This is a genomic window from Acinetobacter sp. YH12096 (genome assembly GCF_013419215.1).
Classification (GTDB): Bacteria; Pseudomonadota; Gammaproteobacteria; order Pseudomonadales; family Moraxellaceae; genus Acinetobacter; species Acinetobacter amyesii.
Map to the genome: position 1 here is coordinate 23381 of NZ_VPAM01000006.1, position 26963 is coordinate 50343.

A 26963-nucleotide genomic window follows, 5' to 3' on the forward strand; every position below is an offset into this window, starting at 1 on the left:
ACAACAAAAAGCTCATATTAATGGGCTTTTTTTATGAAATTGTCACAAATTTGAAGCATACTAAACTGAGTACAGCACACATTTTTTAATATGGGTTTGAAATGAATACCGCAGCTGAAGTCGCGCAAGTACCAACTGAATATACTTATAATGATCGTTATATCAATCGAGAGTTATCGATTCTCGACTTTCATCTGCGTGTGCTCGAACAAGCGGTTGATCCGATACACCCCTTACTTGAACGCATGAATTTCTTGCTAATCTTTTCGCGCAACTTAGACGAATTTTTTGAAATTCGTGTTGCGGGAATGATGGAACAGCTAGACTTAGGTAATGAAAGCCGCAGTCCAGATGGCTTAACACCAAAACAAGTATTAGATGAAATTTCTGCGACAGCACATGCGGCAATTGAGCGCCAGTATCGTATTTTAAATCAAGAAATTTTACCTAAACTGCGTGAGGAAGATATTTGCTTCTTACGCCGTGGTGAGTTAACCCCTGCACAATCGGCTTGGGTAAAAAAGTATTTCCAAGAACAAGTTGCACCAGTTTTAACCCCAATTAGTTTAGATCCTGCACATCCATTCCCTCGCTTGGTGAATAAGTCGCTGAACTTTATTGTGACTCTAGAAGGGAAGGATGCGTTTGGTCGTCAGATTGACTTAGCCGTTGTACCTGCACCGCGTTCGCTGCCACGTGTCGTTCGGCTTCCTGATGAATTAACCGGTGGCAAAGAGCATCATGTGATGCTATCGGCAATTATTCATGAACATGTCTCTGATTTGTTCCCCGGCATGACGGCGACGGGTTGCTACCAATTCCGCGTGACGCGTAATGCCGATTTAGCTTTAAATGAAGATGTTGAAGATTTAGCTAAAGCTCTGAAAGGTGAGTTGAATTCTCGTCGTTTTGGTCGCGCCGTTCGTTTGGAAGTGACAGAAAATTGTCCGCAGCATATTTATGAATATTTGCTTGATGAGTTCGATTTAGAAGAAGAGCAACTTTATAAAGTAGATGGGCCAGTTAACCTTGCACGTTTACTGTCAAACTTTAAACGTCCACATCTACGTTATGATGCGCATATTCCAGTTATTCCGAAAGTACTCAAAAAATCTGAAAACATTTTTAGTGCGATGCAAAAGCAAGATATTTTGCTACACCATCCCTTTGAATCATTCGCACCTGTAATCAACCTACTGCGCGAAGCTGCACGTGATCCACAAGTTTTGGCCATTAAACAAACGCTTTATCGAAGTGGTGCAGACTCTGAAATTGTGCAAGTCTTAGCGGAAGCAGCACGTAATGGTAAAGAGGTTACCGCAGTAATTGAGCTTCGAGCACGATTTGATGAAGAATCAAATATTGCTGTAGCCAATGTATTACAAGAAGCGGGCGCAGTGGTGGTGTATGGCATCGTGGGCTATAAGACCCATGCCAAAATGATTTTGGTGGTACGCCGTGAAAATAATAAATTGGTGCGTTATGTGCATTTAGGTACGGGGAACTATCACGCGGGCAATGCGCGTATCTATACCGATTATGGCCTATTAACCACCGATAAAGAACTCTGCGAGGATGTACATCGCATTTTCCAAGAGCTGACCGGTATGGGCAAAATGGCGAAGTTGAAAAAATTGCTGCATGCGCCATTTACCTTACATGCTCAACTGATCAATTATATTGATAATGAAATTGCTAATGCTAAAGCAGGTAAACCTGCGCAAATCATTGTCAAGGTCAATGCATTAACTGAAGTTCAGTTGATCAATAAACTGTATGAAGCGTCACAAGCGGGTGTACAGATTGATTTAATTATTCGTTCTATTTGTTGTTTGCGTCCGGGATTACCGGGGCTGTCTGAAAATATTCGCGTACGTTCTATTGTTGGCCGTTTCTTAGAACATACCCGAGTTTATTATTTCAGTAATAATGGCGATGCACGGATTTACTGTTCAAGTGCAGACTGGATGGATCGTAATTTATTTAACCGTGTTGAAGCCTGTTTCCCAATTGAAGATCCAGCCTTGAAAAAGCGTATTTATCAATTAGGTTTAGTGAATTATCTAAAAGATAATCAGCAAGCTTGGTTGCTCCAAAGTGATGGTCGTTGGATTCGTACCCATGTTCAAGAGGGAGAGGAGGCACATAATTCACAGCATGTGCTTTTAGATGCATTTAAATAGATGTGGGTTATAAATAAAGGGAGCAGATGCTCCCTTTGGTATTTTTTAAGTATAGATTTATTTTTGAATACTTTATCTCAGCTAAATTTAGCTGTAGCTACAAATTTTTCTATAGATATTTTTGACAAAACCATCAATTTGATACGTTGAAAGTTTTAACTCACGGACCATCTGCTCTTGAGTCGCACTATGGCTGACCATATCCAAAATTTGATATTCAGCTGGATTTAGACTGAGTTGTTTCGGCGCTGCATTTTGCGGACTAAAAGTTTCACTCAATAAAAATTTAGCAAAAGTTGGGTGCAGGGCAGCACCACCTCTTAAAATGGTTTTCAGCTGGTTATAAGTGTCTTCAATTGGTTGTTGAATCAACATATAGGCAGTTGCACCTAACTGAATCGCATGTAAAGTTAAATCGGCAGACTGTTCATTGACTAAAATAATGAGATTGCTCGAAGGATAGATTTTCTTAATTTTATGTATGAATGAGATATCAGACTGTTGCGTGACCACTAAAAAGATTAAATTTGGCAATTGATTGAAAATTTGTTGTTCTGCATCTGCTAAATTTTCTGAAAATGTAATGAGGTCTTCAGGATAACCGAGGTCTCCTAAGATGTTAAACAGCACTGTTTTTGAAGTCATTGATTGATGATCAATGATCAAAACGGGTACTGGTAATAAAAATTCACTCATCATACATTTCGCTCATTTATTATTTTTAATCAAATTGCATTTCCATAATGTGCATGGAAGTGAATTAGAAAAATATACCTAGAAGTAGTGATTTATACATCAAAGTATAATTAAGTTATTGTGATATAATATAATTTAATTAATGTATGGTTTTTTGTGTTTTTCATTATGTTGAATGCAAAGATTTATAGTTTTTTCGTTTTTATTTTTAGAATATTGATTAAATAATCATCAGATTTCGATTCGAATTGAAAATAATAAATGAAATGTGAAAGCAGTATTTTGACAACTAATAAATTGAACTGTTTCTGATGTGAGTTAATATTCACCTATTGCTTAGTTATTTTAAACATGAATATTAGTGACTATTTAAAATAATGTGATTTATTTCTCATGTATGGTTATTTTATAGCACAAAACATAATTATGAAAAAAGCCCTTTGAAAATGAATCAGACGTACTTTATCTAAAATACCTGAAACTAGTGATTTTAACGAAAGTTATATTTTACTAAGATGTATTAATCTTCTTACTTATCTGGCTAGTGTGAAGATATTATCGAGGCGATGAATTGAGATATACATCAAGTCATATATTACCTTATCAGGCTACCTATTTGGGTTAGCCTTTTCTTTTTTCTAGATACTATATTTTTATTTTCAATTTTAAATTCATCTCAATATTATTATTTCTGGATTATTAATTTCTGCAAAATAAAAAAGAGAGCACAGGGCTCTCTTTAATATTCATGGATTGAATTAGTGCAGATTACTGGTGATTTTCTGCAAGATTTGAAGCAATACATCAAATTCACTTTGAAGCGGCGTACTTTTACGCGTTACCAATGCTAATGTGCGTGTAGGACTAGCTTCTATTTCTTTCACAGCCAAATCTTCATTGGCTTTGATCATATTGGTATGAACTGCAATTTCAGGCAATAAGGTAAAGCCTAAATCTGCGTAAACCATTTCAACCAAAGTTGGCAATGAGCTTGCTTTTAAACGGTGGTCATTTTTACGTTCACCAATCGGGCAAGCACTCAAAGCATGATCACGTAAGCAATGGCCTTCTTCAAGCAACATTAAACGAGATAAATCTAAGTCGTCTAAAGATTTTGCTTGAGCTGCATTTTGGTCAGTTTTGTTGTACACCAAGAACAATTTTTCTTTGTTTACTTCTGCAACTTTCAAGCTACGTGTATCGAAAGGAAGGGCAAGTAATACAATATCTAGATTACCATGCTCGAGTTTCTCAACAATTTTTTCACTTTGTGCTTCATGTAAGTGCAATTGAATTTTTGGTAATTGCTTATGCACTTCTTCTAATAATGGCGCAAGTAAGAATGGCGCAATAGTAGGAATGACCCCTAGATGTAAATCACCCGTTAGAGGTTCGCTCATTTCACGACTTAAACGCATTAGGTCTTGCGCATCTGCCAATAGAACTCGGGCTCGTCCGACAACTTGTTCGCCAAGAGGAGTTAAACGCACGTTTTGACGGTCGCGTTCTACCAATACGCCACCTAGTAAACGCTCAAGTTCCATGATCCCGCCAGACAAAGTAGACTGGGTGACAAAAGAACGACGCGCAGCTTCAGTAAAGTGTAGCGTTTCTGACAGTGTTACTAGATATGACAGCTGTCTTAAGGATGGTAATGCAGCCATAGTGTCCTAATTTATGATTTAAAGTGATCAGCAAACAAACCGCTAAGATATGGAATAAAATGCGGTGGGATATCATGCCCCATTCCATCAATTAATTCAAATTTAGCACCTGAAATAGCCTTTGCAACGGCCTTACCATGGCTTGGCGGCAGCAAACGGTCACGAGCTCCATGAACCACAATGGTTTTATGCTGAATTTGTTTATCCAACTGCAGCAGGGAACCTGTACATAATATTGCTAAAAACTGTTGAAGTACACCCGCTGGGTAATAACTCCGTTTATAGAGTTTACGTGCAGTTTGTATCGCTTCAAGCTGATTAATATAGCCTGGAGAGCCTATAATATTAAAAACTTTCAGGCTATGGTTAATAATGCCATCTTCATCGTTAGATTCAGGTTTTTCAATTAGACTAAATAATTGCTTTGGAAATGGCGGTGGAAGTAAGGGGTGGATGTTACTGGTAAAAAGTAAGCTTAAGTTGTGCACTTTATCTGGATAGCGTGCCGCCACGATTTGAGCAATCATGCCGCCCATCGAAGCGCCTAAAATATGGACTTTATCAAGTCCCATACGATCAATTAACAGTGCAACATCGTCTGCCATATCGTATAGATCATAAGGCGCACCTTGATTCTCTAGACCTAAGGCAAAACGTCCCATCAGTTTAAAGGTGTTAAGACGTGGGCCTGGGTTACGAATTTTACTCGACAGACCAATATCGCGATTATCAAAGCGAATAACTCGGTAACCTTGGTCTATTAGGGACTTACAAAAGAAATCGGGCCAATACAACATTTGTGCGCCGAGTCCCATAATCAGTAAGATTGCAGGATCTTCAGGATGACCACCCACCTCGACATGAAGTTCAATGCCATTGCCTAACTCTACGCGAGTTTCATGCATAAAAGAGGCATAAGGTGAAATATTAAACTGAAGGGCACTATTCATTGTTATTTTCCTTTAAAAAGGACGTCTATTATTATCAGGACGTCCTTGTATTTAAACCTTAAACTGAAGCGGGAATCAAGTCCGGAACCTGCTTAGTCAAAGTTAAGCGTTGCTTCCCAGCAGTTGCACCGAGCAGTACAAATCCACGTAATACGCCATCTTGATCGATCGCACGGGCAATCATGCCATCTTCAAGCTCTTCTGTTTCCCATTGGGTTTCTACATCAATTGGCGCAGGAAGGACAGTTAAAGGTGCAGCAGGTGTTTTAACAGCTACAGGCATGGCTGGATAATGCACAGCGGTATGTTCACCATTGAGGGTTTTTGCCAAAGCACGTGCTTGTTGCATGATCGGCATCACGTATGGCAGAAGGGTACCATTAACTTCAGCACAGTCACCGACAGCATAGATATCTGCCAAGTTGGTTTCTAAGCCTTTATTGGTTAATACACCGCGACTGGTGTGAATGCCGGCTTGTTTTGCCAAGTTAATTTCAGGTTGTAAGCCAATCGCAGACAACACAACATCTGCCACTAAGCTTTGACCATTGGCAAGGCTCACTTGATAGTCACCATTTTCAATACGTGAGACTTTTTCAACAGTCGTGCCTAGAACGAATTGAATGCCCGTTTCCTCTAAATTACTTTGGAATTTAGCGGCCACATGAGATGGCAGTAGACGACCTAAAGGTTGCGGAGCTAAATCGATCACCGATACTTTCGCCCCAGTGTTTTGAAGGTCATTGGCAAATTCACAGCCAATCAAGCCTGCACCTAAAATCACCACACGCTTATCTTCACGTGCTGCAAGTTGTTTACGGAATGCTTTGTAGTGATCTAAATTGTTGACGACATGAATGTCTTCGCTGCCATCACCCGAAATAGCTAAGCGAATTGGATTTGCGCCGACTGCTAAAACGAGTTTTGAATATAGTTGTGTTTGAGTTCCATTTTGGCTTTCAATAGTAAGCTCATGTTTTGCTGCATCAATGGATTTAACCCAACTCTTATTGATGATTTGCATATTGAGTTGAGCCGACATTTTTTCGGCATCCCCTAGAGGGATTTGCTCAGGAGTTTTATTACCAACGAGCGCATTGGATAATGTCGGTTTAGCGTAGTTAATGGCATCATCTGCACAGATCATAATAAGTTCTAGTTCAGGATTTAACTTACGAAATTCACGCGCAACGGCATATCCCGCCATACCAGAACCAATAATGACAATAGGGTGCATACTCAACTCCAAACACATTTCATATTTTTTAAAGACAAAAAAAAGACCATAACGATGATGGTCTTAGATTCTATTTATTAGATTTCAACCATTTCAAAATCTACTTTTGAGACGCCACAATCTGGGCAAGTCCAATCATCTGGGATATCTTCCCATTTAGTTCCTGCCACGATACCGTCTTGTGGCCAGCCTTCTGCTTCGTCATAAATCCATCCACAAACGATGCACTGATACTTTTTCATTCCATTCTCCAAAAACTGACACAAAATTAAGTCAGTAAATACTTCATAACTGTATAAGTTTATTCCTTAAGGTTAAATCGCCTTATACAGTAGACTGTTATGTTAAATTTTTACGCAGTTCTAACGATAAAGTAAAGTGGCTAAGAGTTTAATGAGTGAAATTAAAAGCAGAATGGCAGTGAGGGACAATAAATATCATCAAAACCCCAGATCTGGGAAAAATTGTCTGACAATATTTATGCCTATTGAAAGCTATATTGGAATTCATTTCCGTGAATTGGGTTCTAAATACCGCTTTTTCTATATTCATAGACTAAAGTCTTGCAGAAAAAAACTCTAAAATCTTTTATTTTATGATTAGGAAAATATATATTTGATATTTTTTAAATAAATACAACATTAATAATCAATAACTTATGTAAATTCACTGTATCTTAAATATGCATTTTGGTAGGGGGTTAGCTGTTCTTTTCTCTCAAATCGCGTTAAAATTCACACATTCCTTCCTTAATTTATTTTCTCCTATTATGAGTAATTCTACTGCTGCGGCATTGTGGTCTAACATTCGTACTGTCCAAGATTTTCCAAAACCAGGAATTTGTTTCTTTGACCTTACGCCGTTATTTATGAATAACATCGAATCGTTAACTGATGCCCTAATTGCAAGTATTCCAGCTGAGCAATTGGCAGAAGTAGATAGCTTTATTGCAGTTGAAGCGCGTGGTTTTGTTTTGGCAAGCTTACTTGCCCAGCGTACGGGTAAAGGTTTGGTCTTGGTACGTAAAGCAGGCAAATTACCACCACCAGTTGTCGGTGTGGGTTATAGCCTTGAATACGGTTTAGATCGTCTTGAAATGTCAGCTGAAATCGAATCACAAAAAGTGATTATTGTAGATGACGTATTGGCGACGGGCGGTACGCTTCGTGCAGTGAAACAATTGGCTGAAAAATGTAAACACCAAGTTTTAGGCGCAAGCATTTTCTTAGATTTGCCTGACTTGCATAAAGATTTAGGTTTAAATATCTGGTCTGTTTTAGATGATAAAACACGTCCTGAAGCAGATGCTGCCTAAGCGTCAGCTTTAAAATGTAAAAAGCCTTGTCTATGACAAGGCTTTTTTATGTCTGATAAAAAAGACGTTGCTGCTTATGATGAATATTATGATTTATTTTTTTAAGTAGTTTAATTCGAGATGCTGGATTAAATCATTAATATTTTCAGGGCATTGTAGACGATGGTGTCCGCCATCCATGACTTGAACTTGCATATAATCTTCGAGTTGTTGCTCTGCTTCATACATATCTAAGATTTCATCACCACGTTCGATATAGGCAATTTGTGGAATATCGTGATCCAAATCCATTTCATTGATTGCAGGGTAGTCGTCGCGAAAGTCTGGATGCAGGCTCGGGTTGGCAATTACACACGGAATGCGATGAAACAGCGACATTTTTAATGCCCAATATGCCCCGAGACTATGCCCGACGATGATATCGGGCTTAATGGTTTCAATACTCTCGTGGTAAAAATCCGCAACAGTTTGAAAATTTAAGTTGCGATAGTCCACTTCAATGCAGAATTTTTGTTTTGCATTGATGGCATGGAACTTCGTAGATTCACGGGAAGAATCCAATCCATGTAAAAACAGAATTTTCGATAAGCAGGAAGTCATTGTTTTTCTACACACTGTTTTCAAACATTTTTGGATGTGTTGAATATTTTATTTTTCAACAATTTTATGACTTCATTGTAGATAGAATTGTCAAAAAGAGAATTTAGCTTTTGGTCTAATTTATAGGCATTTAAAAGACTTTAGTCTTAAAGAAAATAGATTAAAAGGTTGAATTAAGTTATTGATATATATTTTAATGTATTGATAATTATAAGTATTTTTAAAGCTTTTAGTTATCATCTGATATCATTAAAATGTAGGTTTTCGAGCTTGAGTATTTAATTTTTATCTACTGCACATCTGTAAGGTAGGTTCTATGTCTACCTGAAGGTATAACGATTAAAACATCTTACTTCGATAAATTTCTACTTATTAAAAAAATGCGCGCATTGCTTACTGCTCAATTCAAAGGAAATCTGCTATGCTATGCAACTTCCGTTTTTTAACTATTTGAGACAGAGATGACGCAACATAACGCTCAATCGACTTCTGAACAAGCCATTTCCGAAAACGATTTAATTGCACAGCGTCATGCCAAGTTAGAGCACATCAAAGAGCACGCCAAGGAAACAGGTGTTAGCCCGTGGCCTAACACATTTAAGCGTGAACACTATGCACAAGACCTACAAGATCAATTCGCTGAAAAATCAAAAGAAGAAATTGAAGCAGGCGAAAAGGTTTATGTAAAAGTTGCTGGTCGTGTGATGTTGAACCGTGGTTCATTCATCGTAATCCAAGATATGACTGGTCGTATCCAGCTTTATGTACCACGTAAAGAGTTGGATGCTGATGTTCTTGCAACAATTAAAGCACTCGATTTGGGCGATATTATTGCCATTAAAGGTTATATTGGTCGTTCTGGTAAAGGTGACCTTTATGTTCATATTGAACATTTTGAGCTTTTAACCAAATCACTCCGTCCACTTCCAGACAAATTCCATGGTTTGACTGATACTGAAGTTAAATACCGTAAGCGTTATTTAGACCTCATCATGAACGAAGAAACACGTAAAACTTTTGAAATTCGTGCAAAAGTGGTGTCAGGTATTCGTTCATATTTGAGCAATGAGCGTTTCATGGAAGTTGAAACACCAATGATGCATGTGATTCCGGGTGGTGCGTCTGCGCGTCCATTCGAAACTCACCACAACGCATTGGATATGCCTTTATTCTTGCGTATTGCGCCTGAACTTTACTTAAAACGTTTGGTCGTTGGTGGTTTTGAGCGTGTGTTCGAAATTAACCGTAACTTCCGTAACGAAGGTGTATCAACACGTCATAACCCAGAATTCACAATGATTGAATTTTACCAAGCGTATGCAGACTACAAAGACTTGATGGCTTTGACAGAAAATATGCTTGAAAAATTGGCCATTGACATATTAGGTTCGACTGATGTGCCTTATGGTGATGAAGTGTATAGCTTCAAAGGTCCATTCAAGAAAATTTCGATGTTTGATGCGATTCTTGAACATAACCCAACGTTCACTGCTGAAAATGTATCTGATCGTGAGTTCCTTGCAAATTTTGTTAAAAATGAACTGAAAGAGCAAGTAAAACCTGGTTTTGGTTTAGGCAAACTTCAAACCATCGTATTTGAAGAAACTGTTGAAACAGAACTTCGTCAACCGACATTCATCACAGAATACCCAGCGGAAACTTCACCATTGGCACGTCGTAATGATGAAAATCCACATATTACGGACCGTTTTGAATTCTTCATCGGTGGTCGTGAGTTGGCAAATGGTTTCTCAGAGTTAAATGATCCGATTGACCAAGCTGAACGTTTCCAAGCCCAAGTTGCTGAAAAAGATGCGGGTGACGATGAAGCAATGCATTACGATGCAGACTTCATTGAAGCATTGGAATACGGTTTACCTCCTACAGCGGGTGAGGGGATTGGTATTGACCGTTTGGTGATGTTATTTGCGAATGCTGCAAGTATTCGTGAAGTAATCTTATTCCCTCATATGCGTCATAAAAACTAATTTAGTTTTTGAAATAAAAAACCCGCTTAATGCGGGTTTTTTATTTTGTATTTTTATTGAACATCTTTACCTAAATGATGAAAAAAATAAAAGGAGATACAGTTTCACCCTTGAATAAATGAGTTGAAAAATCTAAGGTGGGCTGTGAATTAAACTTGAGAAAAAGAGCATGTATTTAAGAAAGTCACTCTATGCTGCTGTACTGTTTGGATTATCAGTTCCTGTTTTTGCTCAGGGGATTGTATTAAATAATGAAGAGTTACGCGCAGATTTGAATTGGTTGAATCAGCAAGGCGTTATTCAAATTAGTACCTCAACATGGCCAATGAGTGGTGATGAAATACAGCGAGCGTTAACTTCTGCAAAAGTGATGACACCTGCACAACAAAAAGTATTACAAAGTATTCAAAATAAATTGACTGCCGAAAATGCATTATTAAAAGCAGAATTGTTTGCAGAGTCAGATAAAAATAATTTACCGCAAAATTTTGGTGATCATCAAAAAGCGCAATATCAAGGTGCACTTGAACTCAACGTTGGTGGTGAAAATTGGGATGGTCGTTTACGTGTAAATGCTGAAGATAAACAGCAAATTAATAATGATCAAGATGTAAATGTGGAAGGCTCATACATTGCCGGGAAGCTTTGGAACCAATGGTTAATTGCAGGTCAGATTCCGACTTATTGGGGGCCTGGTCATGACGGTAGTTTAATCCGTGGTGATGCGAGTCGTCCTGTGTACGGTGTTACTGCACAGCGTGCACAACAGAATGCTTTTGAAACACCATGGCTATCATGGATCGGCCCTTGGCAGTATCAAGCTTTTGCTGGACAGTTAGATGATTATTCTGCTATCCCAGATGCAAAACTCATTGGACTTCGACTAACTGCACAACCTACTCCATATTTGGAATTGGGAGCATCACGTTCTATACAATGGGGTGGCGAAGGTCGTCCCGAAAGTTTTAGTTCACTTTGGGATGCCTTTATTGGTAATAAAGATAATGGTGGAACAGGTAAGGCTGATCCATCAAATCAAGTCGCGGGTTTTGATGCGCGTTTGAATTTACAACCACTTGTGCAAGTTCCAGTTAGTCTTTACGGCCAATATATTGGTGAAGATGAAGCAGGTGGTTTACCAGCAAAAAGCATGTATCTTGCAGGTGTTGATTATTCTTCAAGTGTAAATAATATGCCTTATCAACTGTATACTGAATGGGTTGATACTCGAACTAATGGTGATGCCAAAGGCATTTCATACAATCACTCTATTTACACAGATGGATACTATCAACATGGCTATCCACTTGGTCATGCATTAGGTGGTGATGCTCAAATGGTTTCAGTGGGTGGGAATATACGTATTGATCCACTAAATCGTCTAAATGGTCGTGTACTTTTTGCAAAAGTTTCTGAAACAGAACGTGCTGCTTTGAACAATGCAGCATTTCCAGAAAAAAATGAATTGAAAGCTCTAGACTTAACTTGGACACATTATTTACGTCCAGATATGCCTTTAAAAATTAATGGTTGGGTGAGTGACTCGGATTTAAATGGTAATGATGGTGGAGCGTCAATTGGAATTGAACTACCATTAGATAACCGTTTATTTCATTACTAACTGATGTTACGCGCGTAAAAGTAATTACGCATTTTTAAAATGATTTTTTTAAGTCTATTCGACGGAGTCTTGCATCTAGGGTTTGAATAAAGGGATTAGCCTTCGGCTGGAGGTATTTTTGTTTCGGCAAAAGTACCCAAAACCATTGTCATCCGCAAAACTCGTTTACTAGCGTCAAATTACTCAAAGTATCGCAAAAACTTTTTTGATTAGAAGTAGTCCTGCCTCGAACAGTTGCGGATGACGTTACTGCGTATCGTTCTTTTATTTGAAGAAAATTGCGCTTCTGATGTTACTGCGTAACATCAGTTACTAATTTATATTCATTTTTAAAATGATGTATTCATTGAAAAGTCCGCTTATAGCGGACTTTTTTCTATTGGTAATTGTCAATTTTTAGACAAAAAAATACGCAATGATTGGGGTGTTCACTGCGTATAACAACGAATCTGCTTTCACAGGTTCGGTAAAGGAGAAATGTTATGAATTTAGGTATTCCTAAAACATGAATAGATAATAGAGTGAACGGTCAGTCATTTCATTGGTGTTCACGTTAAGTGATGTTACCTAACGTTAAAACTAAGGAGATTTTGTGAATACCTTCACCAAAAGTGCCTGTAAAAAAGCCTTTCACATTGGAAAGGCTTAATTTTATAGAATTTTTTAAATTTAGAAGTGGAACACACCCAATCCAGATTTAATCTCATCCAACGTTTGTTGGGTAATATCACGGCATTTATCGGTACCGGTTTTTAAAATATCCATGATGTAGTCAGGATCTTTTTGCAATTCTAAACGGCGTTCACGGATCGGGCCGATGAGCTCTTTTAGCACACCTTCAAGACGCTTTTTCACCGTACCATCGCCTAGGCCACCACGACGATAGTGTTCTTTCAGTTCCGCAACAGCATCTTTATCTGGGTCGAATGCATCAAGGTAAGTAAAGACCACGTTACCTTCAACTTGACCTGGATCTTCAATACGTAAATGATTTGGATCAGTATACATTGCATTAACAGCTTTCTTGATATCTTTATCAGTCGCGTCAAGCACAATGGTATTGCCCAAAGATTTAGACATTTTTGCTTTACCATCAAAACCTGGCAAGCGGCCGACATTAGAGAGTAAAGCTTTACATTCAGGAAGTACGTCACGACCAATTTGACGGTTTAAACGACGAACAATTTCGTTGGTTTGTTCAATCATTGGAATTTGGTCTTCGCCGACAGGAACGACAGATGCTTTAAACGCTGTAATATCGGCAGCTTGAGCTACTGGATAGCATAAGAAACCTGCAGGAATGTCACGCTCAAATCCACGCATTTGAATTTCAGATTTGATGGTTGGATTACGCTCTAAGCGAGACACCGTCACAAAGTTCAAATACAACATGGTCAATTCATTTAATGCTGGTAAGCATGATTGAACGCAAATCGTGGTTTTGGTTGGGTCAATTCCTACAGCAAGATAATCGGTTGCGACTTCAATAATATTGCGACGAACTTTTTCGAAGTTATCGGCATTATCAGTTAAGGCTTGAGCATCAGCTAAAAGAAGATGTTGATGATGCGAATCTTGTAAACCTACACGTGAACGTAAAGAACCTACAAAATGACCTAAATGTAATTGTCCTGTCGGACGGTCGCCAGTCAAAATCACTGGACGATTATCTTGAGTACTCATTATCTGTTCCAAAGTGGTAGTCAAAGCTACGGCTGATTTTCAAAGAATGTCCCCATTGTACGGCATTCTATTTTTGATTGTTACTGACACAGCACAATTGACTGAAAAATGGGTGAATATTTTGTTAATTATTAAAAAACTAAATACAATTTTAGCGTTAAATAGAATTAGAATATTAAAAAATGCCTAAAGGATAAAAATAATGGCGAGTAGCTTATTAATCTTACTTGATGATATTGCAACTGTGCTGGATGACGTTGCTGTTATGAGTAAGATGGCAGCCAAAAAAACAGCGGGTGTCCTTGGAGATGATTTAGCACTGAATGCGCAACAAGTCAGTGGTGTCCGTTCGGATCGTGAACTTCCAGTTGTTTGGTCTGTGGCCAAAGGATCTTTTGTAAATAAATTAATTTTGGTTCCGGCTGCTTTATTGATCAGTGTGGTTGCACCTTGGTTGATTACACCGCTTTTGATGATTGGTGGTTTGTTCTTATGCTATGAGGGTGTGGAAAAAGTTCTGCATAGTTTGCATCATAAAAAAGCCAAAACAGAAGAAGTTGCTCGTGAAGAGATGACCCATATTGAAACGGATTTGGTGACTTTTGAGAAAGAAAAAGTCAAAGGTGCCATCCGGACCGATTTTATTTTATCTGCTGAAATTGTGGTGATTTCGTTGGGCACGGTTGCAACTGCGGCATTTGGGACCAAGGTCATGGTGCTTTCGGTGATTGCAATTTTAATGACCGTTGGTGTTTATGGTTTTGTCGCGATGATTGTCAAAATTGATGACTTAGGACTTTATCTCACTCAACAAGCGTCACAATTTAAAAAGACCGTTGGACAAGGTTTGTTGGCATTTGCACCTAAGTTGATGAAGACATTGACCATTGTAGGTACGATTGCCATGTTTTTAGTGGGTGGTGGCATCATTACCCATGGTGTACCTTTGCTACACCATTTTATTGAAGGCTCTGTAGATTATGCAGAACATATTCCTACAGTTGGCAGTATTGTGGGTGCATTAACACCGACTTTAATCAATTTAGTGACAGGTTTTATTGCAGGTTTAATCGTGCTGTGCGTCGTATCTTTAGTTCAAAAAGTATGGCCAAAGTCGCAAAAGGATTAATCTGTAAACGCACGGATATCAACTATTTTATATAAGGAAGATCACTATGCGCTGGAAAGGTCGAAGAGTTAGTTCAAACGTAGAAGACCGTCGCGGTGGTGGCGGTGCAAAAGCGGGTGGGATCAGTATTCTCGGTTTGGTTGTGGCATTTGTTGCGTGGAAGTTTTTTGGTGTCGATCCGCAGCAAGCTTATCAGGCGACTAAACAAGTGACTTCACAGGGTCAAACGGCTGAAGTCAAAGGTCTGGATAATCCAACACCGGAACAACAAGAAGCGATGGATTTTGTTGGCACTGTTTTGGCCGATACGGAAGATACGTGGAATACAGTCTTTCAAGAACAGTTAAATGCTCAGTATAAAGCGCCTAAATTGGTTATGTTTAATGGTGTGGTCAATTCAGGTTGTGGTACAGCACAAGCGGCAATGGGGCCTTTTTATTGCCCAGCAGATCAGAAGGTCTATATTGATACTGCATTCTTTAAAGATATGCGTACGCAAATGGGCATCACGGGTGAACAAAATCAAACAGAATTGAGTCGCCAAGATCAGGCGGGTGATTTTGCGCAAGCCTATGTGGTTGCCCATGAAGTTGGACATCATATCCAAACGATTTTAGGCATTTCTGAGCAAGTCCAGCAGGCCCGTGCGCAAGCATCTAAAGCTGAGGGTAATCGTTATTCGGTTATGCAAGAACTGCAAGCAGACTGTTTTGCGGGTATTTGGGCGCATCATAATCAACAGCGTACCCAATTTTTAGAGCAGGGTGATGTAGAAGAAGCGATGGACGCTGCACATAAGATTGGTGATGACTATTTACAGAAAAGTGCAACAGGGCAAGTGGTCCCAGATAGCTTCACGCACGGCACTAGTGAACAACGTATGAAATGGTTCCAGACAGGGTTGAAATCAGGCAATATCAATAGCTGTGATACCTTTAATCAAGCCATTTAAAACAAAAAAGAGGATGCAAAACATCCTCTTTTTTTCATTGAAAAATAGATTGAAGCTTATTTGTTGAGAAATGATTTGAAGTTTCGAACAATACGATAGCTGACATACAATGCGGCAAATGCAAATAAAGCTACGCCAAAAACAGTATATTTAAGGCCTGAAATATCGTTTTGATAGAACTGTTTTAATTGGGCATCGCTATAGCGTAATTGTTGTTTTTGTCCAGTGCGGCTATTGGTGAAACTCACATTTTGGATATATTGAAATTGTCCGATTTTTAGCAAATCGAGGTGTTGAATTTGTCGGGTGTGTTGCTGATTAAATTCATCTAGACAAATATCTTGTGCATAGTTTTCACAATTCATTTTGGCAAGATAACCATTATTCGCCAGCATGATAAAAATCGCACGATCGGGTGATTCATTATTGGAGACCAAAACCAATTGTTCTTTGGGCGTTGAATCCAGTGAGATGGTTTTTGCCTGACTAAAATAGTGCTCAGCACGTAAAATTTCCTGTGTCTTGCTATAGCAAGTGAGGATCAGGGCCGCAGTAATGATAAAGATCACCGCAGCAAAAAAAAGTCGAAAAACAGTTTTAATAGTCTGATGCATAGGAGAAATCATGTAGATGATGAAAATGCATAAAATCTATGCAGGTTTGCTATGTTAAATGATCTTGATAAAAGATGTGAAAAAAACTGAATTGATACACGGAATTTAGATAAAATTCGTTAGAATATTTTATTTTCAAATACTAAATAATTTAGTATTTATTTTCAAAATACCTATATCTCACTCTGTAGGCGACAGAGCACCAAAATTGGGAACGAAATGGGAAATTATTTTTTTCTACAGGTTTTTACCGTTATTTTTGCACTTTCGATTGCAACCACGATTTTTAATAAACGTATCTTGGGCTTTCCACAAGCCATAGGTGTTCCTATTGTTTCTGCAATTTTTGTCTTTATTTTGCAATGGGGTGCAAGCCTGCTCAATGGCAATCAATTTGTGACGATTAATTTGCACAATATCGAAGAGGCCGTTCGCCATATCGACTTTTATGACTTTTTAATTAATGGCGTGATTTGTTTTATTTTGACCTCTTCTGCCTTGAAATTTAAAGTTTCCGATTTACGTTTGCATTGGAAACCAATCAGTATTTTGGCCAGTATAGCCTTGGTGCTTTGTGCGGTGTTTTTTGGTGTTGCTTTATATGGTTATCAGTTCTTAATTGGTCATCATGTTGATTTATTGGTGTTGTTATTATTAGGTGCGGCTTTAGGTGCGACTGACCCAATTGGGGTTAAAGGTGTATTAAGTTCTGTACGTGCGCCACATCATTTGATGGTGAAATTAGAAGGCGAATCGCTCTTTAATGATGCCATGTGTATTGCCGTGTTTATGACCTTACTCAATGTTTTGCAAGGTGAACATTTTACCGTCATTGGTACGCTTGAAACACTGTTATATGAAATTGTTGTCGCAGTCATCATTGGTTGGGCATTTGGTTTAGGAATATTACGTTTACTCCGTGGTAAACATGAGATGGAATCCTTGATTTTAACCACTGCATTGTTGGCAAGTGGTTCTTATCTAGTCGCTTTATTCGCACATGCATCAGCACCAATTGCATGCGTTATTGGTGGTTTGATTGTTGGGAATAAATGGAAAGAAATCCTTCAAGATCGTGAAATTAGGGAAGTCAATCATTTTTGGCATACGGTGGAAGGGATCATCAACTCCTTCTTATTTACCCTGATCGGACTTGAGTTATTTATCTTAGATTTAAGTATCAGTTTGATTTTAGGTGGTATGGTGGCGTTTATCATTTTGCATGCATCGCGCTTTGCAGCAAACTATTTATCTTTTGCATTCTTCCCAAGTTTCCGCAAAAAAAGTTACAACGGTAGCCTTGCCATCTTATCGTGGGGTGGGGTTCGTGGCGGTATTTCATTGGCCTTAATCCTTGCTGTTGCCAATATTCCTGAACTCAGTGAATACAGCAGTATTTTGATTGGATATACATTTATTGCTGTCTTAATGTCGGGCCTCGTGTGTGGCCTAGGTTTACCCGCTGTGATGAATGCTTTTTATTACAACCCGAATGAAGAAACCAAAGGTTTCAAAGGTTGGTATCAAAGAATGTGCCATAAAATGAATAAAAAGGGTTTCCAATATATCGTGGGCGAAGATATACATGGTAATGAAACCATCACGGTATATAACCCAGAAGCATTAATAGATACCAAAGCGGATGATGGTGTTGCTGCTGTACATAATCCAGAGAAAGTGCAAGAAGTTCGTCGATTAGAAAACCCCGAAAACTTCTAAATTGCTTTGTTCGATTTAAAAAAAGGAAATGCTTGAGCATTTCCTTTTTTTTTATTTCTAGCTGTGTTCCATCATGAAACAGCAAAATGTGGGAAATTATGACTGGTCATTCAGCAGGAGATAAAAACATATTGATATTGCGATTAGCTATCAAAAAAGTTCTGATGGACTACATCTACTTGTTGACTCTATAGGTTTGAAGTTATTAGCTGAAGGTGAATCGAAACCTAATAAACATCAGTCTGAAGGTCGACGACAATGGCGTAAACTTCGTATTGGTATAGATGCTGAAAACATTGCAAACATGGACAATTCAGCTCATGACAACAATGTCAGCAGTTCATAAGTACTAGAAAACTTACTTGCATAAATTTCACCTAGTGAGCCAATGAATTCTAGCTATACCGATGGCGCATATGACACAAAATGCTGTAGGCATATCATTTCAGATTTATAAGCACTCTAGTCATTCCTCAAAGAAAAAATGCGAAACCATGAAAAGACAAAAAACTGTGGCTTTGGGAAGAAATGAATTCTTAAAGACAGTCCGACGTGTAAGGTGTGCCGTCATGAAGCTTTTAGTCACATCATGATAAAGTTTATTTGAAGTTCTGCTTTAAATGACGCTGTCTTTTTGCATAAGAAATACGATATCTCGCCATGTTTTTAATTGCATAAATGCGCTCTCTACCAAGGGGCGATATTTATACAAATGGTTGTCATAGCCCAAATGTGTCGATAAAGTTGAATTTTTCACATTGAAAAATACTGATGTGACCTTGAAAGATTTACTTGATCACAACCAATTACTGTACTAATCTGTCAAAATTAAGTATTAATCAAAGAGAACCTTCGGGTTCTCTTTTTTATGCGGCTCAAAGGAGATCAGATGAAGCAGAGTGATGAATTGGCAACGCAAATTTTGTCGGTCATTCAATTGATACCGCAGGCGAAGATTGCCACTTACGGACAAATTGCCAAATTAGCGGGTTTACCGAAGCATGCACGACTGGTTGGCTATGTACTCAAGCATCTAGATACAACATCAACGATCCCATGGCATCGGGTGGTGAATGCTCAGGGAAAAATCAGCACGCAGCGTTGCAATGAAAAAGGTGAAAATATCCAGCAATTGAAATTGGCAGCTGAAAATGTCTTTGTGGTGAATGGACGCATCTCATTGAAACAATATCAATGGTTACCCTAAAAAATCCTTGCCTTAAACTTAGCGTTTTTTATATTGATGACGCAGTCAATAAAAAAGCCCTCTAGGATCAGAAGGCTTTTTATTTCACGCTATAAATCTAGTGGTTTATTTGCGCACAACCAAAACAGGAATGTCTGAAGCACCCAGTACACTTTGAGCTACGCTGCCCAAGAAGAATTTTTTGATCCCTGTACGGCCATGTGAACCAATGATAATCAAATCTGCATGTGCCTCTTCTGCAGCTTTAACCAGTTCAGTATGCACCACTTGACCTTCAAGTAAGCGAGTTTCAACAGTGACACCTTCAGTTGAAAATTTCGCTTTTGCTTCTTCAAGTGTATTTAAAATCGATGCACGAGCACGTTCAATTAAATCATTGGTTTGTGCTGCTGAAATATACTCTGCAGCAATATACGGATCGAGCGTCAGTACTTGAACCACAGTAATTTTACTGCCAAAAGTTTTTGCAAACTCGACAGCTTTAGCCACCGCAGCATAAGAAGTTTCTGAACCGTCCACTGGAACTAAAATATTATTTAAAGCCATCTTATTTCTCCTTATCTGATCAATTGAATTTGGATGGAAAAACCTGAAAAAAAGCGCTATTTACATTGATCATAGTTTCATCATACGCTTTTTTATTTAGGAATAAAACCAAGTAAATTCATAAGGATATTGCAAAATTCGCAATAAAAATATTGCAAAAATATGGACTTGTTTTCACCATGCTTAGCGATAGCAAAAATGCTTAATAATGTAAGCAGCTATGTCTAGATTGTAAGACAATTTGGTGCTGAAAAAATTGAGCCTAGATAATTCATCCATAAGTGGACAGGGTTTCAATCACACCGTTTCTCTTGATCTGTCAGGGTAATATGCAACGCTTGTTGCTCAAGCAAGCTTAATTTATACAACGCATCTTCAGGGAAGATCTGTTTTTGCAGGCGTTGAATCTGTCGTGCTGATAAATGCTGATTGGCACAATACATCGCAGCTTCATTGGCGCGCGCAACACTGACTAACTTCTTCTGATCATTGAAGTCGAGACGAATGATAGGCTGCTGTGCTCGGCTAAGTTGAGCCATGCTACGCTTTTGTTGCATGCTTAATAAGGGCTGTTTATTAATCCAAGTCGCCACATCACGTCGCACACCATAGTAGTCAACAAAAATAGGCGAAACGATTTGGCAGCCCGTTAAGGTCATGACAGCAAGGCTGAGGGTCAGACAGGTTTTTTTTATCGAATTGAATTGCATGATAAAACTCTAATTTTTAATCAAAAAATATAGTAATTAGGGCTAAAAATAGCATGATTTGCTTAAATAGTAACATCTTGAACTTTGCTTGTTTAAACTCTGAACAATTGCATACAAAAATGCTTGACGATAATGTGTGAAATCTAGATAATGCCACCACAGTTTACGGCTATGTAGCTCAGTTGGTTAGAGCACCGCACTCATAATGCGGGGGTCACAAGTTCAAGTCTCGTCATAGCCACCATTTTTATAGACCAAGCTCTCAGCTTGGTCTCTTTTTTTGTGCCTAGAAAAAGTCAAATAGATTGAAAATAATTACAGCACTAATAAAATGATCTGTTCACGATGTTTATGTGGAAATAAAAGAGAACTCAAATCCTTAACTGCATTATTTGATGACCTAACTTTTGAAATACACATCTCAATTACTTTTTATATTTACTGCTGTGTTTTTTGCGCCTATAAAAAAGCCCAGTTATAGAACTGGGCTTTTTGATTTGAATCGAGTAATTAGATACCCGGTTTCCAACCATTCACGATCGGGTAGCGACGTTCGCGGCTAAATGCACGTGAGCTGATACGTGGACCGATTGCGCCTTGGCGACGTTTGTATTCGTTTAGATCAACCAAACGGATGACTTTTTTCACGATTTCAGCATCAAAACCTTTGGCAATGATGTCATCTTGGCTCATGTCTTCTTCGATATACGCATACAAGATGGCATCTAACACTTCATATTCAGGTAGAGAGTCTTGGTCTTTCTGATCTGGACGAAGTTCCGCAGAAGGTGGACGAGTAATTACACGTTCAGGGATCACTGGTGTTTCTGAAATGCTGTTACGGTATTTTGCTAGTTCAAATACAATCGTTTTATAAACGTCTTTAAGAACCGCAAAGCCACCGACCATGTCACCGTACAATGTGCAGTAGCCAACAGATAATTCAGACTTGTTACCTGTAGAAAGGACTAAATTGCCGAACTTGTTCGATAAGGCCATTAACAATGTACCGCGAGAACGCGCTTGTAGGTTTTCTTCAGTCGCATCAGTCGGTGCATCGCCAAAGAAAGGGAACAAGGTTTGCATGAAGCCATTCACAATCGGGTTGATTTCGGCAATACCAAAAGTTACGCCCATATTTTTGGCTTGTTCAGCCGCATCTTCAACACTGATTTGTGCAGTATAAGTATATGGCATCATGACCGCTTGAACTTTATCTGCGCCAATCGCATCGGCAGCAATCGCTAAAGTTAATGCTGAGTCAATACCACCAGATAGACCTAAAATCACACCTGGGAAGCCCGAGCGTTGTACGTAGTCACGTGTTGCGATCACAAGGCTTTGGTAGATTTCAGCCATGGTATTTAATACAGGGGTGATTGCACCTGTTTTAAAGGCTTTTTGTTCAGCATCGTATTCTGCGATATATAGATCTTCAACAAAACTTGGTGCTTGCAACGCAACTTCACCTGAATTGTTCATTACAAAGCTTGTGCCGTCAAAGACAAGGTCATCTTGACCGCCGACTTGGTTACAGTAAACCAAATTGATGTTCAATTGTTTGGTCAATGCAGCCATTGTTTCAATGCGATGCTGTGGTTTACCAACTTCATAAGGTGAAGCATTCAACACCAAAGCGGTTTCAACATTTAACTGAGCAAGTTGTTGAACAGTTGGTAATGCCCAAACATCTTCGCAAATCAACACACCAAACTTATGACCTAAATATTCAAAGACAAGGTGTTGATGACCTTCACTGAAATAACGTTTTTCATCAAAAACGCTATAGTTTGGAAGATTTTGTTTATTGTAAATCCCGAGAACTTGACCATTTTTCATGACAGCAGCAGAGTTATAGCGCTGACCATCTTCAGTTTGATTTACAAAACCAAAGACTAAAACGATGTCCTTAATGCTCGCCAATTGTTCAAAAGCTTGCTGTGTACGTTTATTTAAACTTGGACGTAATAATAAATCTTCAGCAGGATAACCAACTGTAGAAAGTTCCGGAAAAACAATAATATCTGCGTTCTGTTCTTTTGCAGCATTGGCTTGTTTAAGCATTTTTGCTGCGTTTGATTCTAGGTTACCAATATGCGGAGAGAACTGAGCAAGTGCAATTTTAAAACTATTCATTCCAACTAAATCCTATTCCTATAGGTGAATACACTTAACACACTGATTTGTATTATTGTGATTATTCAGCGAGTGTATTTAGATACGAAAAATACTGCCGAAAGGCGAAAACAAAACACCATCATCGTATGATAATTCACTTGTTTTGATGCAAAGCAAAAAAATAAGGTGAGCCTATTTTATCTGAATTTAAGCGAGATACTAGAGGTATTCATAGCTTTTAAAAGCCTAGCTGAGATTATGTGCCATAAAGTAAATATTAATGCTGTTTTTTTGTACTTAAAATAGCGTCAATGGTCGAGCACTAGTGTGAAATAGAATGATCAGGCGATATTCAATTTTATCTAAAAATATTCGCTACAGAGCATGGAAGCTTTATAGCTCAATTTGATGAACAAGTTCAGGATATAAAATAATATTTTTAATTCGCTTTAAATAGATGTCACGTGCAATGTCACCTTGTTGCTCAATGTTGTAGTCAAAAAATGCCTTGTGTGCTTTGAGGGTATAGCGGTATGGATTATATTTTTTAAAACTGAAGAAATACGCCATCTGCAAAATAGCACCCCGACCCAAAACATTGATCTGTTGCTGGTATTGATAAACATGGGCCATTTCATGAATAAACAGGGCACGATATCCTAAAGACGCTTTGGCATAGTCCGCTTTAAACAGTAAATTTCGTGCATGGATATACCCCTGAGGCGCCATGACCACATGCGCCGATTGCCAAGGCAAAAAAGGGTGATTCATCACTTTCACTTGCTCATATTGAATCAAATCACCAAACACACTGCGACACATGGATATTTCACCTGCCGTGAGGGATCGATATTTAAAACCTTCAAGTTTTAATAGTCGAATGAGTGTGTGAAAAAAGGGCAACATGATGAAAGGTGTCTAAATCTCTAAAGGGATGTGCAGTTTAACTATAACCTGAAAAAAAGATATCGCACTGTTGCGCTGTATTTAAAAAGCGATATTTTTGCATCTGCTACAGCGAAAAATCGGTTAGGGCGTTACAATTTAGTTTTCGGTCAAACAGATAGTCAGATGCAAGCACGGATCAATACTTTAATTTCTGAAATCAGCAAAAATATGTATGAACGTGAGCAGATTATTGCTTTGAGTTTGTTGGCTGGTGTTGCGGGTATGAATACCTTTTTATATGGTTTGCCCGGCACTGCAAAAAGTTTGATTTCACGTCGAATCGCCTCTGCTTTTGAGGTCCATGACTATTTTGAATATTTGATGAATCGTTTCAGTACGCCTGAAGAAATTTTTGGACCGGTATCGATCAAAGCCTTAAAAGAAGATCAATACATTCGTAAAACAGAACATTATTTACCACGGGCAGATTTTGCATTTTTAGATGAAATTTGGAAAGCCAGCCCTGCGATTTTAAATACTTTACTGACCTTGGTGAATGAGCGGAGTTTTAAAAATGGTGACATTGTCCAAAAAGTTCCATTGAATGTTTTGGTCAGTGCATCGAATGAAATTCCCGAACCAAATCAAGGTCTAGATGCCTTGTATGATCGTTTTATTTTGCGCTTAGAAGTGCCGCCGATTGCTGTTGCAGAAAACTTTCATGCACTATTACAGGCCAAGCCGAGTCAAGTCAGTGTTGAAGTCGATGCGACCTTAAAAATAAAAAAAGCCGAGTTGCAAGATTGGCGGGAACAGATATATCAGGTGGAATTACCCGCTTCGATTTTAAATCTGTTTGATCAACTTAAAACTCGACTCAACCATAACTTTGAAGATCACGTGGTCTATGTCTCTGACCGTCGTTGGCAACGTGTGGCTTATTTAGTCAAAGCCTGTGCATTTTTAAATGATCGTCCATCAGTGATTTTGAGTGATCTATTAATTTTAAAACATTGCTTATGGAATCAGCCTGAAGACATTGCTTTTGTTTCGCAGCAGATAGATGAAGTATTGGCTGAAAATGGCTTAAATTACGGTTTGCAATTCGAACAACATGTGGCAGAGAAGGATGCACTTGAACAGCGGGTGCTCAATCATTTTTATTATACCGATGATGTGTATGAGAGTTATTTAATTCATGGCACTGATTACTTGCGTGCAGTGACCAATCTAGATCGACACTATAAAGATAAACTGTTGTATCTCGAACTGGATAAAATGGATACGAAAAAGGACTTCTTTGCCTTAGATGATACCGGTGAAGAAGTGCGTGGCATCGTATGTAATTTTAATGGTTCAAGAGTGTGTACGTTAAAAGGTGGCTATTACGGCTTAGAAGAAGTGGTGACGCCGTATATAAAACATACCAAAGGTAGTCCACGCAGCTCTCTTTCAGCACAAAGCCAATATGAGCTGTTACACGAAGTTCAACAGCTCAAAGCACTGTTTCAAACAGAATTGGATCTGTTGACGGAACGCTTTAACAGTCAAAAACATCAGTTTAAATCGGTCTTTGTCACTGAACAGGATATTCAACAATTAATTCAATCTATTGAGCAGCAATTGGCGAGATATCAGTTGCAGTTACAAGATTGTGAGCGCTTGGAACAGTTATGTCGCAATTAAAACTGACACGACATCAAACTCAATCGGCACTCGATGAATTAAGTTCACAACTATATGATGAATTAAAACAATCCAGTTTAAAACATTGGTTGGAAGATCATAAAGTTGCAAAAAAGCTCGATCAAAAAATTCAGGAATGGGCCTTTCAGGCAAAATCGAGTTTAGATCAGCAGCATCCCTATGCAGTGGCGCAGCAGCAATTGGAATATTGGCTTGCGTTAAAGCATTGGGAGCAGGGTGATTTTGTTCAATTCCACACTGAATATGCCGCCTTCATGCAAACCTTAGGGATTCCAGAATTCACTGAAATGTGGCAACAGAGCCAACAGCCATTGCTGACCAAGCAGCAGCGTCAATTACAAATAGAGCTATTTAAAGGCAAATGGCAGCGCAAATTGACCGAAGCCATTGCGCATTGGGAGTTTGAGCAGCTCAGGTTACAACGCGATGCCTTTTTAGATGAAATCAAAGATTTTCTTGCGACATTGTCGAAAATGGTCAAGCACCATGACAGTGTCGGGTTTGAAACTGGGATTTTTCTGGACTATTCCAAAGGGCAACTGACTGAACACGATGTACAGAACTTTGAGCAATGGGCCAATTATCTCGAGCAAGATCGGGCGCTTAAACGCCTATGTCAAATGATCGGAAGCGCACAGCCGAATATGCCACGTAAGCGGATTTCTGCTCAGTTAGAACAAGAACTACAGCAGCTCATCCACACCCCGATGGCGCAGGAGGAAATTACTGGAATTAAATTGGCACAAGAGCTCAGTATGGCTTTACCCAGCGAGTTGGCGCTATTAGCTGATCCAGACTTGCAGGTTTTATTTGATTTAAAATATTTAGAATCTAACCTGATGAGTTTTAATCGACAAGGTCAGCAACAGGGACGGGTGATCGAAGACCAACGCCATACGCAGCGTCGAGTCGGACAAAAAGGCCCGATGATTGTTTGCTTAGATACCAGTGGCTCAATGAATGGACAACCTGAACTGATTTCCAAAGCGATTTGTCTATATTTATGCATTCGAGCGCTAAAAGAAAAGCGAGCGATGTATTTGGTGAATTTCTCGACCAATTTAACCGCGCTGAATTTAAAGCTTAACAGCGCTTTGGATGATGTCATTCACTTTTTAGGGCAGTCATTTCATGGGGGAACAGATATTATCCCTGCGATGAATCATGCCGTGGACATGCTGAAACAACCGAATTTTGTACATGCTGATGTGGTGGTGATTTCCGACTTTATTATGGGTCAACTGACTGAAGAACTCATGCAAGAGATCACACATGTTAAGCAGCAGGGCAATGGATTCTATGCTGTGGCGATCGGTAATTTTAAACTGGATCATTTAGACGACAGCCTGTTTGATCATCAATGGGTCTATCAATCTGCGACTGGCAAAGTGCAAAAAATCTAATAATCGTCCCTCACAAAAAATACGCCATGACCT

22 protein-coding genes, 1 tRNA gene and 1 pseudogene are annotated in these 26963 nt (G+C 38.8%); 12 read left to right on the forward strand and 12 right to left on the reverse strand.

Annotated features, from left to right (window positions below):
• Positions 1–101: 101 nt before the first annotated feature.
• The gene (gene ppk1, locus FTU36_RS04105; protein ID WP_078189935.1) at positions 102–2183 is read left to right on the forward strand and encodes a polyphosphate kinase 1; all 2082 of its coding nucleotides are present in this window, start codon (positions 102–104) and stop codon (positions 2181–2183) included.
• An 87-nt stretch (positions 2184–2270) separates the two neighbouring features.
• Here the strand turns inward: ppk1 and FTU36_RS04110 are convergent, their stop codons facing one another.
• The 5 genes from FTU36_RS04110 to rubA form a co-directional block, all read right to left on the reverse strand.
• Entirely contained in the window at positions 2271–2882 is a 612-nt protein-coding gene (locus tag FTU36_RS04110) for a response regulator transcription factor (RefSeq protein WP_180116852.1), read from the reverse strand.
• Positions 2883–3637: 755 nt separating this feature from the next.
• On the reverse strand, positions 3638–4543 hold the full coding sequence (oxyR, locus tag FTU36_RS04115; protein WP_180116853.1) for a LysR family transcriptional regulator OxyR: 906 nt from the start codon (positions 4541–4543) through the stop codon (positions 3638–3640).
• A gap of 11 nt (positions 4544–4554) precedes the next feature.
• Positions 4555–5493 (reverse strand): alpha/beta fold hydrolase, encoded by a 939-nt coding sequence (locus FTU36_RS04120; protein WP_218948613.1) that lies wholly within the window; start codon positions 5491–5493, stop codon positions 4555–4557.
• A 58-nt stretch (positions 5494–5551) separates the two neighbouring features.
• Positions 5552–6730 (reverse strand): NAD(P)/FAD-dependent oxidoreductase, encoded by a 1179-nt coding sequence (locus FTU36_RS04125; RefSeq protein WP_180116854.1) that lies wholly within the window; start codon positions 6728–6730, stop codon positions 5552–5554.
• A gap of 77 nt (positions 6731–6807) precedes the next feature.
• On the reverse strand, positions 6808–6972 hold the full coding sequence (gene rubA, locus FTU36_RS04130) for a rubredoxin RubA (protein WP_005179369.1): 165 nt from the start codon (positions 6970–6972) through the stop codon (positions 6808–6810).
• Between the two features lie 527 nt (positions 6973–7499).
• Between rubA and FTU36_RS04135 the strand changes: the two genes are divergently transcribed.
• Positions 7500–8045, forward strand: coding sequence for an adenine phosphoribosyltransferase (locus FTU36_RS04135; RefSeq protein ID WP_078189930.1), 546 nt, complete (start codon positions 7500–7502; stop codon positions 8043–8045).
• A gap of 93 nt (positions 8046–8138) precedes the next feature.
• Here FTU36_RS04135 and FTU36_RS04140 read toward each other — a convergent pair whose 3' ends face one another.
• Positions 8139–8645, reverse strand: a complete 507-nt coding sequence (locus FTU36_RS04140; protein WP_078193013.1) for a YqiA/YcfP family alpha/beta fold hydrolase — start codon at positions 8643–8645, stop codon at positions 8139–8141.
• A gap of 461 nt (positions 8646–9106) precedes the next feature.
• Here FTU36_RS04140 and lysS point away from each other — a divergent pair, with 461 nt between their 5' ends.
• Together lysS and FTU36_RS04150 are read left to right on the forward strand one after the other, a co-directional pair.
• Positions 9107–10633, forward strand: a complete 1527-nt coding sequence (gene lysS / locus FTU36_RS04145; protein ID WP_180020646.1) for a lysine--tRNA ligase — start codon at positions 9107–9109, stop codon at positions 10631–10633.
• A gap of 169 nt (positions 10634–10802) precedes the next feature.
• The gene (locus FTU36_RS04150; protein ID WP_180116855.1) at positions 10803–12254 is read left to right on the forward strand and encodes a capsule assembly Wzi family protein; all 1452 of its coding nucleotides are present in this window, start codon (positions 10803–10805) and stop codon (positions 12252–12254) included.
• A 669-nt stretch (positions 12255–12923) separates the two neighbouring features.
• Here FTU36_RS04150 and trpS read toward each other — a convergent pair.
• On the reverse strand, positions 12924–13937 hold the full coding sequence (trpS, locus tag FTU36_RS04155) for a tryptophan--tRNA ligase (RefSeq protein WP_180007457.1): 1014 nt from the start codon (positions 13935–13937) through the stop codon (positions 12924–12926).
• Between the two features lie 202 nt (positions 13938–14139).
• Here trpS and FTU36_RS04160 point away from each other — a divergent pair, with 202 nt between their 5' ends.
• Together FTU36_RS04160 and FTU36_RS04165 are read left to right on the forward strand one after the other, a co-directional pair.
• On the forward strand, positions 14140–15066 hold the full coding sequence (locus tag FTU36_RS04160; protein ID WP_180116856.1) for a DUF808 domain-containing protein: 927 nt from the start codon (positions 14140–14142) through the stop codon (positions 15064–15066).
• Between the two features lie 46 nt (positions 15067–15112).
• Positions 15113–16018 carry a neutral zinc metallopeptidase gene (locus tag FTU36_RS04165; RefSeq protein WP_180042270.1) on the forward strand — a complete coding sequence of 302 codons (906 nt, stop codon included), beginning with the start codon at positions 15113–15115 and terminating at the stop codon, positions 16016–16018.
• Positions 16019–16074: 56 nt separating this feature from the next.
• Here the strand turns inward: FTU36_RS04165 and FTU36_RS04170 are convergent, their stop codons facing one another.
• The gene (locus FTU36_RS04170) at positions 16075–16632 is read right to left on the reverse strand and encodes a hypothetical protein (protein ID WP_180116857.1); all 558 of its coding nucleotides are present in this window, start codon (positions 16630–16632) and stop codon (positions 16075–16077) included.
• Positions 16633–16851: 219 nt separating this feature from the next.
• On the opposite strand from FTU36_RS04170, the gene FTU36_RS04175 reads away from it, so the two are divergent.
• The 3 genes and pseudogenes from FTU36_RS04175 (at position 16852) to FTU36_RS04185 (ending at position 19558) form a co-directional block, all read left to right on the forward strand.
• Positions 16852–18351, forward strand: a complete 1500-nt coding sequence (locus FTU36_RS04175; protein WP_078189922.1) for a sodium:proton antiporter — start codon at positions 16852–16854, stop codon at positions 18349–18351.
• 124 nt (positions 18352–18475) lie between these two features.
• Positions 18476–18908, forward strand: a pseudogene (locus tag FTU36_RS16685) (transposase); the annotation flags it as partial.
• Positions 18909–19240: 332 nt separating this feature from the next.
• Positions 19241–19558 (forward strand): MGMT family protein, encoded by a 318-nt coding sequence (locus tag FTU36_RS04185; protein ID WP_180011029.1) that lies wholly within the window; start codon positions 19241–19243, stop codon positions 19556–19558.
• Positions 19559–19663: 105 nt separating this feature from the next.
• Here FTU36_RS04185 and FTU36_RS04190 read toward each other — a convergent pair whose 3' ends face one another.
• Positions 19664–20104: a universal stress protein gene (locus FTU36_RS04190; protein ID WP_180111213.1), complete on the reverse strand. Its 441-nt coding sequence runs from the start codon at positions 20102–20104 to the stop codon at positions 19664–19666.
• Between the two features lie 293 nt (positions 20105–20397).
• On the reverse strand, positions 20398–20814 hold the full coding sequence (locus FTU36_RS04195; protein ID WP_180116858.1) for a hypothetical protein: 417 nt from the start codon (positions 20812–20814) through the stop codon (positions 20398–20400).
• Between the two features lie 167 nt (positions 20815–20981).
• Between FTU36_RS04195 and FTU36_RS04200 the strand changes: the two genes are divergently transcribed.
• Positions 20982–21058: transfer RNA gene (locus tag FTU36_RS04200), tRNA-Met, on the forward strand.
• Between the two features lie 266 nt (positions 21059–21324).
• On the opposite strand, the gene FTU36_RS04205 is transcribed toward FTU36_RS04200, so the two are convergent.
• Positions 21325–22950 (reverse strand): NAD+ synthase, encoded by a 1626-nt coding sequence (locus tag FTU36_RS04205; RefSeq protein WP_180116859.1) that lies wholly within the window; start codon positions 22948–22950, stop codon positions 21325–21327.
• A 375-nt stretch (positions 22951–23325) separates the two neighbouring features.
• Entirely contained in the window at positions 23326–23838 is a 513-nt protein-coding gene (locus FTU36_RS04210) for a hypothetical protein (RefSeq protein ID WP_180049135.1), read from the reverse strand.
• A gap of 30 nt (positions 23839–23868) precedes the next feature.
• On the opposite strand from FTU36_RS04210, the gene FTU36_RS04215 reads away from it, so the two are divergent.
• Together FTU36_RS04215 and FTU36_RS04220 are read left to right on the forward strand one after the other, a co-directional pair.
• Positions 23869–25506, forward strand: a complete 1638-nt coding sequence (locus FTU36_RS04215) for an AAA family ATPase (protein ID WP_373686347.1) — start codon at positions 23869–23871, stop codon at positions 25504–25506.
• Entirely contained in the window at positions 25494–26930 is a 1437-nt protein-coding gene (locus tag FTU36_RS04220; protein WP_180116860.1) for a VWA domain-containing protein, read from the forward strand. Before FTU36_RS04215 ends, FTU36_RS04220 begins: the two co-directional genes overlap by 13 nt.
• The last annotated feature ends 33 nt before the right edge of the window (positions 26931–26963 follow it).

What these genes read in the sequence shown, in the direction of transcription:
- ppk1 (WP_078189935.1), top strand. Translation starts at nt 102, where the DNA reads ATGAATACCGCAGCTGAAGTCGCGCAAGTACCAACTGAATATACTTAT.
- FTU36_RS04110 (WP_180116852.1), bottom strand. Translation starts at nt 2,882, where the DNA reads ATGATGAGTGAATTTTTATTACCAGTACCCGTTTTGATCATTGATCAT.
- oxyR (WP_180116853.1), bottom strand. Translation starts at nt 4,543, where the DNA reads ATGGCTGCATTACCATCCTTAAGACAGCTGTCATATCTAGTAACACTG.
- FTU36_RS04120 (WP_218948613.1), bottom strand. Translation starts at nt 5,493, where the DNA reads ATGAATAGTGCCCTTCAGTTTAATATTTCACCTTATGCCTCTTTTATG.
- FTU36_RS04125 (WP_180116854.1), bottom strand. Translation starts at nt 6,730, where the DNA reads ATGCACCCTATTGTCATTATTGGTTCTGGTATGGCGGGATATGCCGTT.
- rubA (WP_005179369.1), bottom strand. Translation starts at nt 6,972, where the DNA reads ATGAAAAAGTATCAGTGCATCGTTTGTGGATGGATTTATGACGAAGCA.
- FTU36_RS04135 (WP_078189930.1), top strand. Translation starts at nt 7,500, where the DNA reads ATGAGTAATTCTACTGCTGCGGCATTGTGGTCTAACATTCGTACTGTC.
- FTU36_RS04140 (WP_078193013.1), bottom strand. Translation starts at nt 8,645, where the DNA reads ATGACTTCCTGCTTATCGAAAATTCTGTTTTTACATGGATTGGATTCT.
- lysS (WP_180020646.1), top strand. Translation starts at nt 9,107, where the DNA reads ATGACGCAACATAACGCTCAATCGACTTCTGAACAAGCCATTTCCGAA.
- FTU36_RS04150 (WP_180116855.1), top strand. Translation starts at nt 10,803, where the DNA reads ATGTATTTAAGAAAGTCACTCTATGCTGCTGTACTGTTTGGATTATCA.
- trpS (WP_180007457.1), bottom strand. Translation starts at nt 13,937, where the DNA reads ATGAGTACTCAAGATAATCGTCCAGTGATTTTGACTGGCGACCGTCCG.
- FTU36_RS04160 (WP_180116856.1), top strand. Translation starts at nt 14,140, where the DNA reads ATGGCGAGTAGCTTATTAATCTTACTTGATGATATTGCAACTGTGCTG.
- FTU36_RS04165 (WP_180042270.1), top strand. Translation starts at nt 15,113, where the DNA reads ATGCGCTGGAAAGGTCGAAGAGTTAGTTCAAACGTAGAAGACCGTCGC.
- FTU36_RS04170 (WP_180116857.1), bottom strand. Translation starts at nt 16,632, where the DNA reads ATGCATCAGACTATTAAAACTGTTTTTCGACTTTTTTTTGCTGCGGTG.
- FTU36_RS04175 (WP_078189922.1), top strand. Translation starts at nt 16,852, where the DNA reads ATGGGAAATTATTTTTTTCTACAGGTTTTTACCGTTATTTTTGCACTT.
- FTU36_RS04185 (WP_180011029.1), top strand. Translation starts at nt 19,241, where the DNA reads ATGAAGCAGAGTGATGAATTGGCAACGCAAATTTTGTCGGTCATTCAA.
- FTU36_RS04190 (WP_180111213.1), bottom strand. Translation starts at nt 20,104, where the DNA reads ATGGCTTTAAATAATATTTTAGTTCCAGTGGACGGTTCAGAAACTTCT.
- FTU36_RS04195 (WP_180116858.1), bottom strand. Translation starts at nt 20,814, where the DNA reads ATGCAATTCAATTCGATAAAAAAAACCTGTCTGACCCTCAGCCTTGCT.
- FTU36_RS04205 (WP_180116859.1), bottom strand. Translation starts at nt 22,950, where the DNA reads ATGAATAGTTTTAAAATTGCACTTGCTCAGTTCTCTCCGCATATTGGT.
- FTU36_RS04210 (WP_180049135.1), bottom strand. Translation starts at nt 23,838, where the DNA reads ATGTTGCCCTTTTTTCACACACTCATTCGACTATTAAAACTTGAAGGT.
- FTU36_RS04220 (WP_180116860.1), top strand. Translation starts at nt 25,494, where the DNA reads ATGTCGCAATTAAAACTGACACGACATCAAACTCAATCGGCACTCGAT.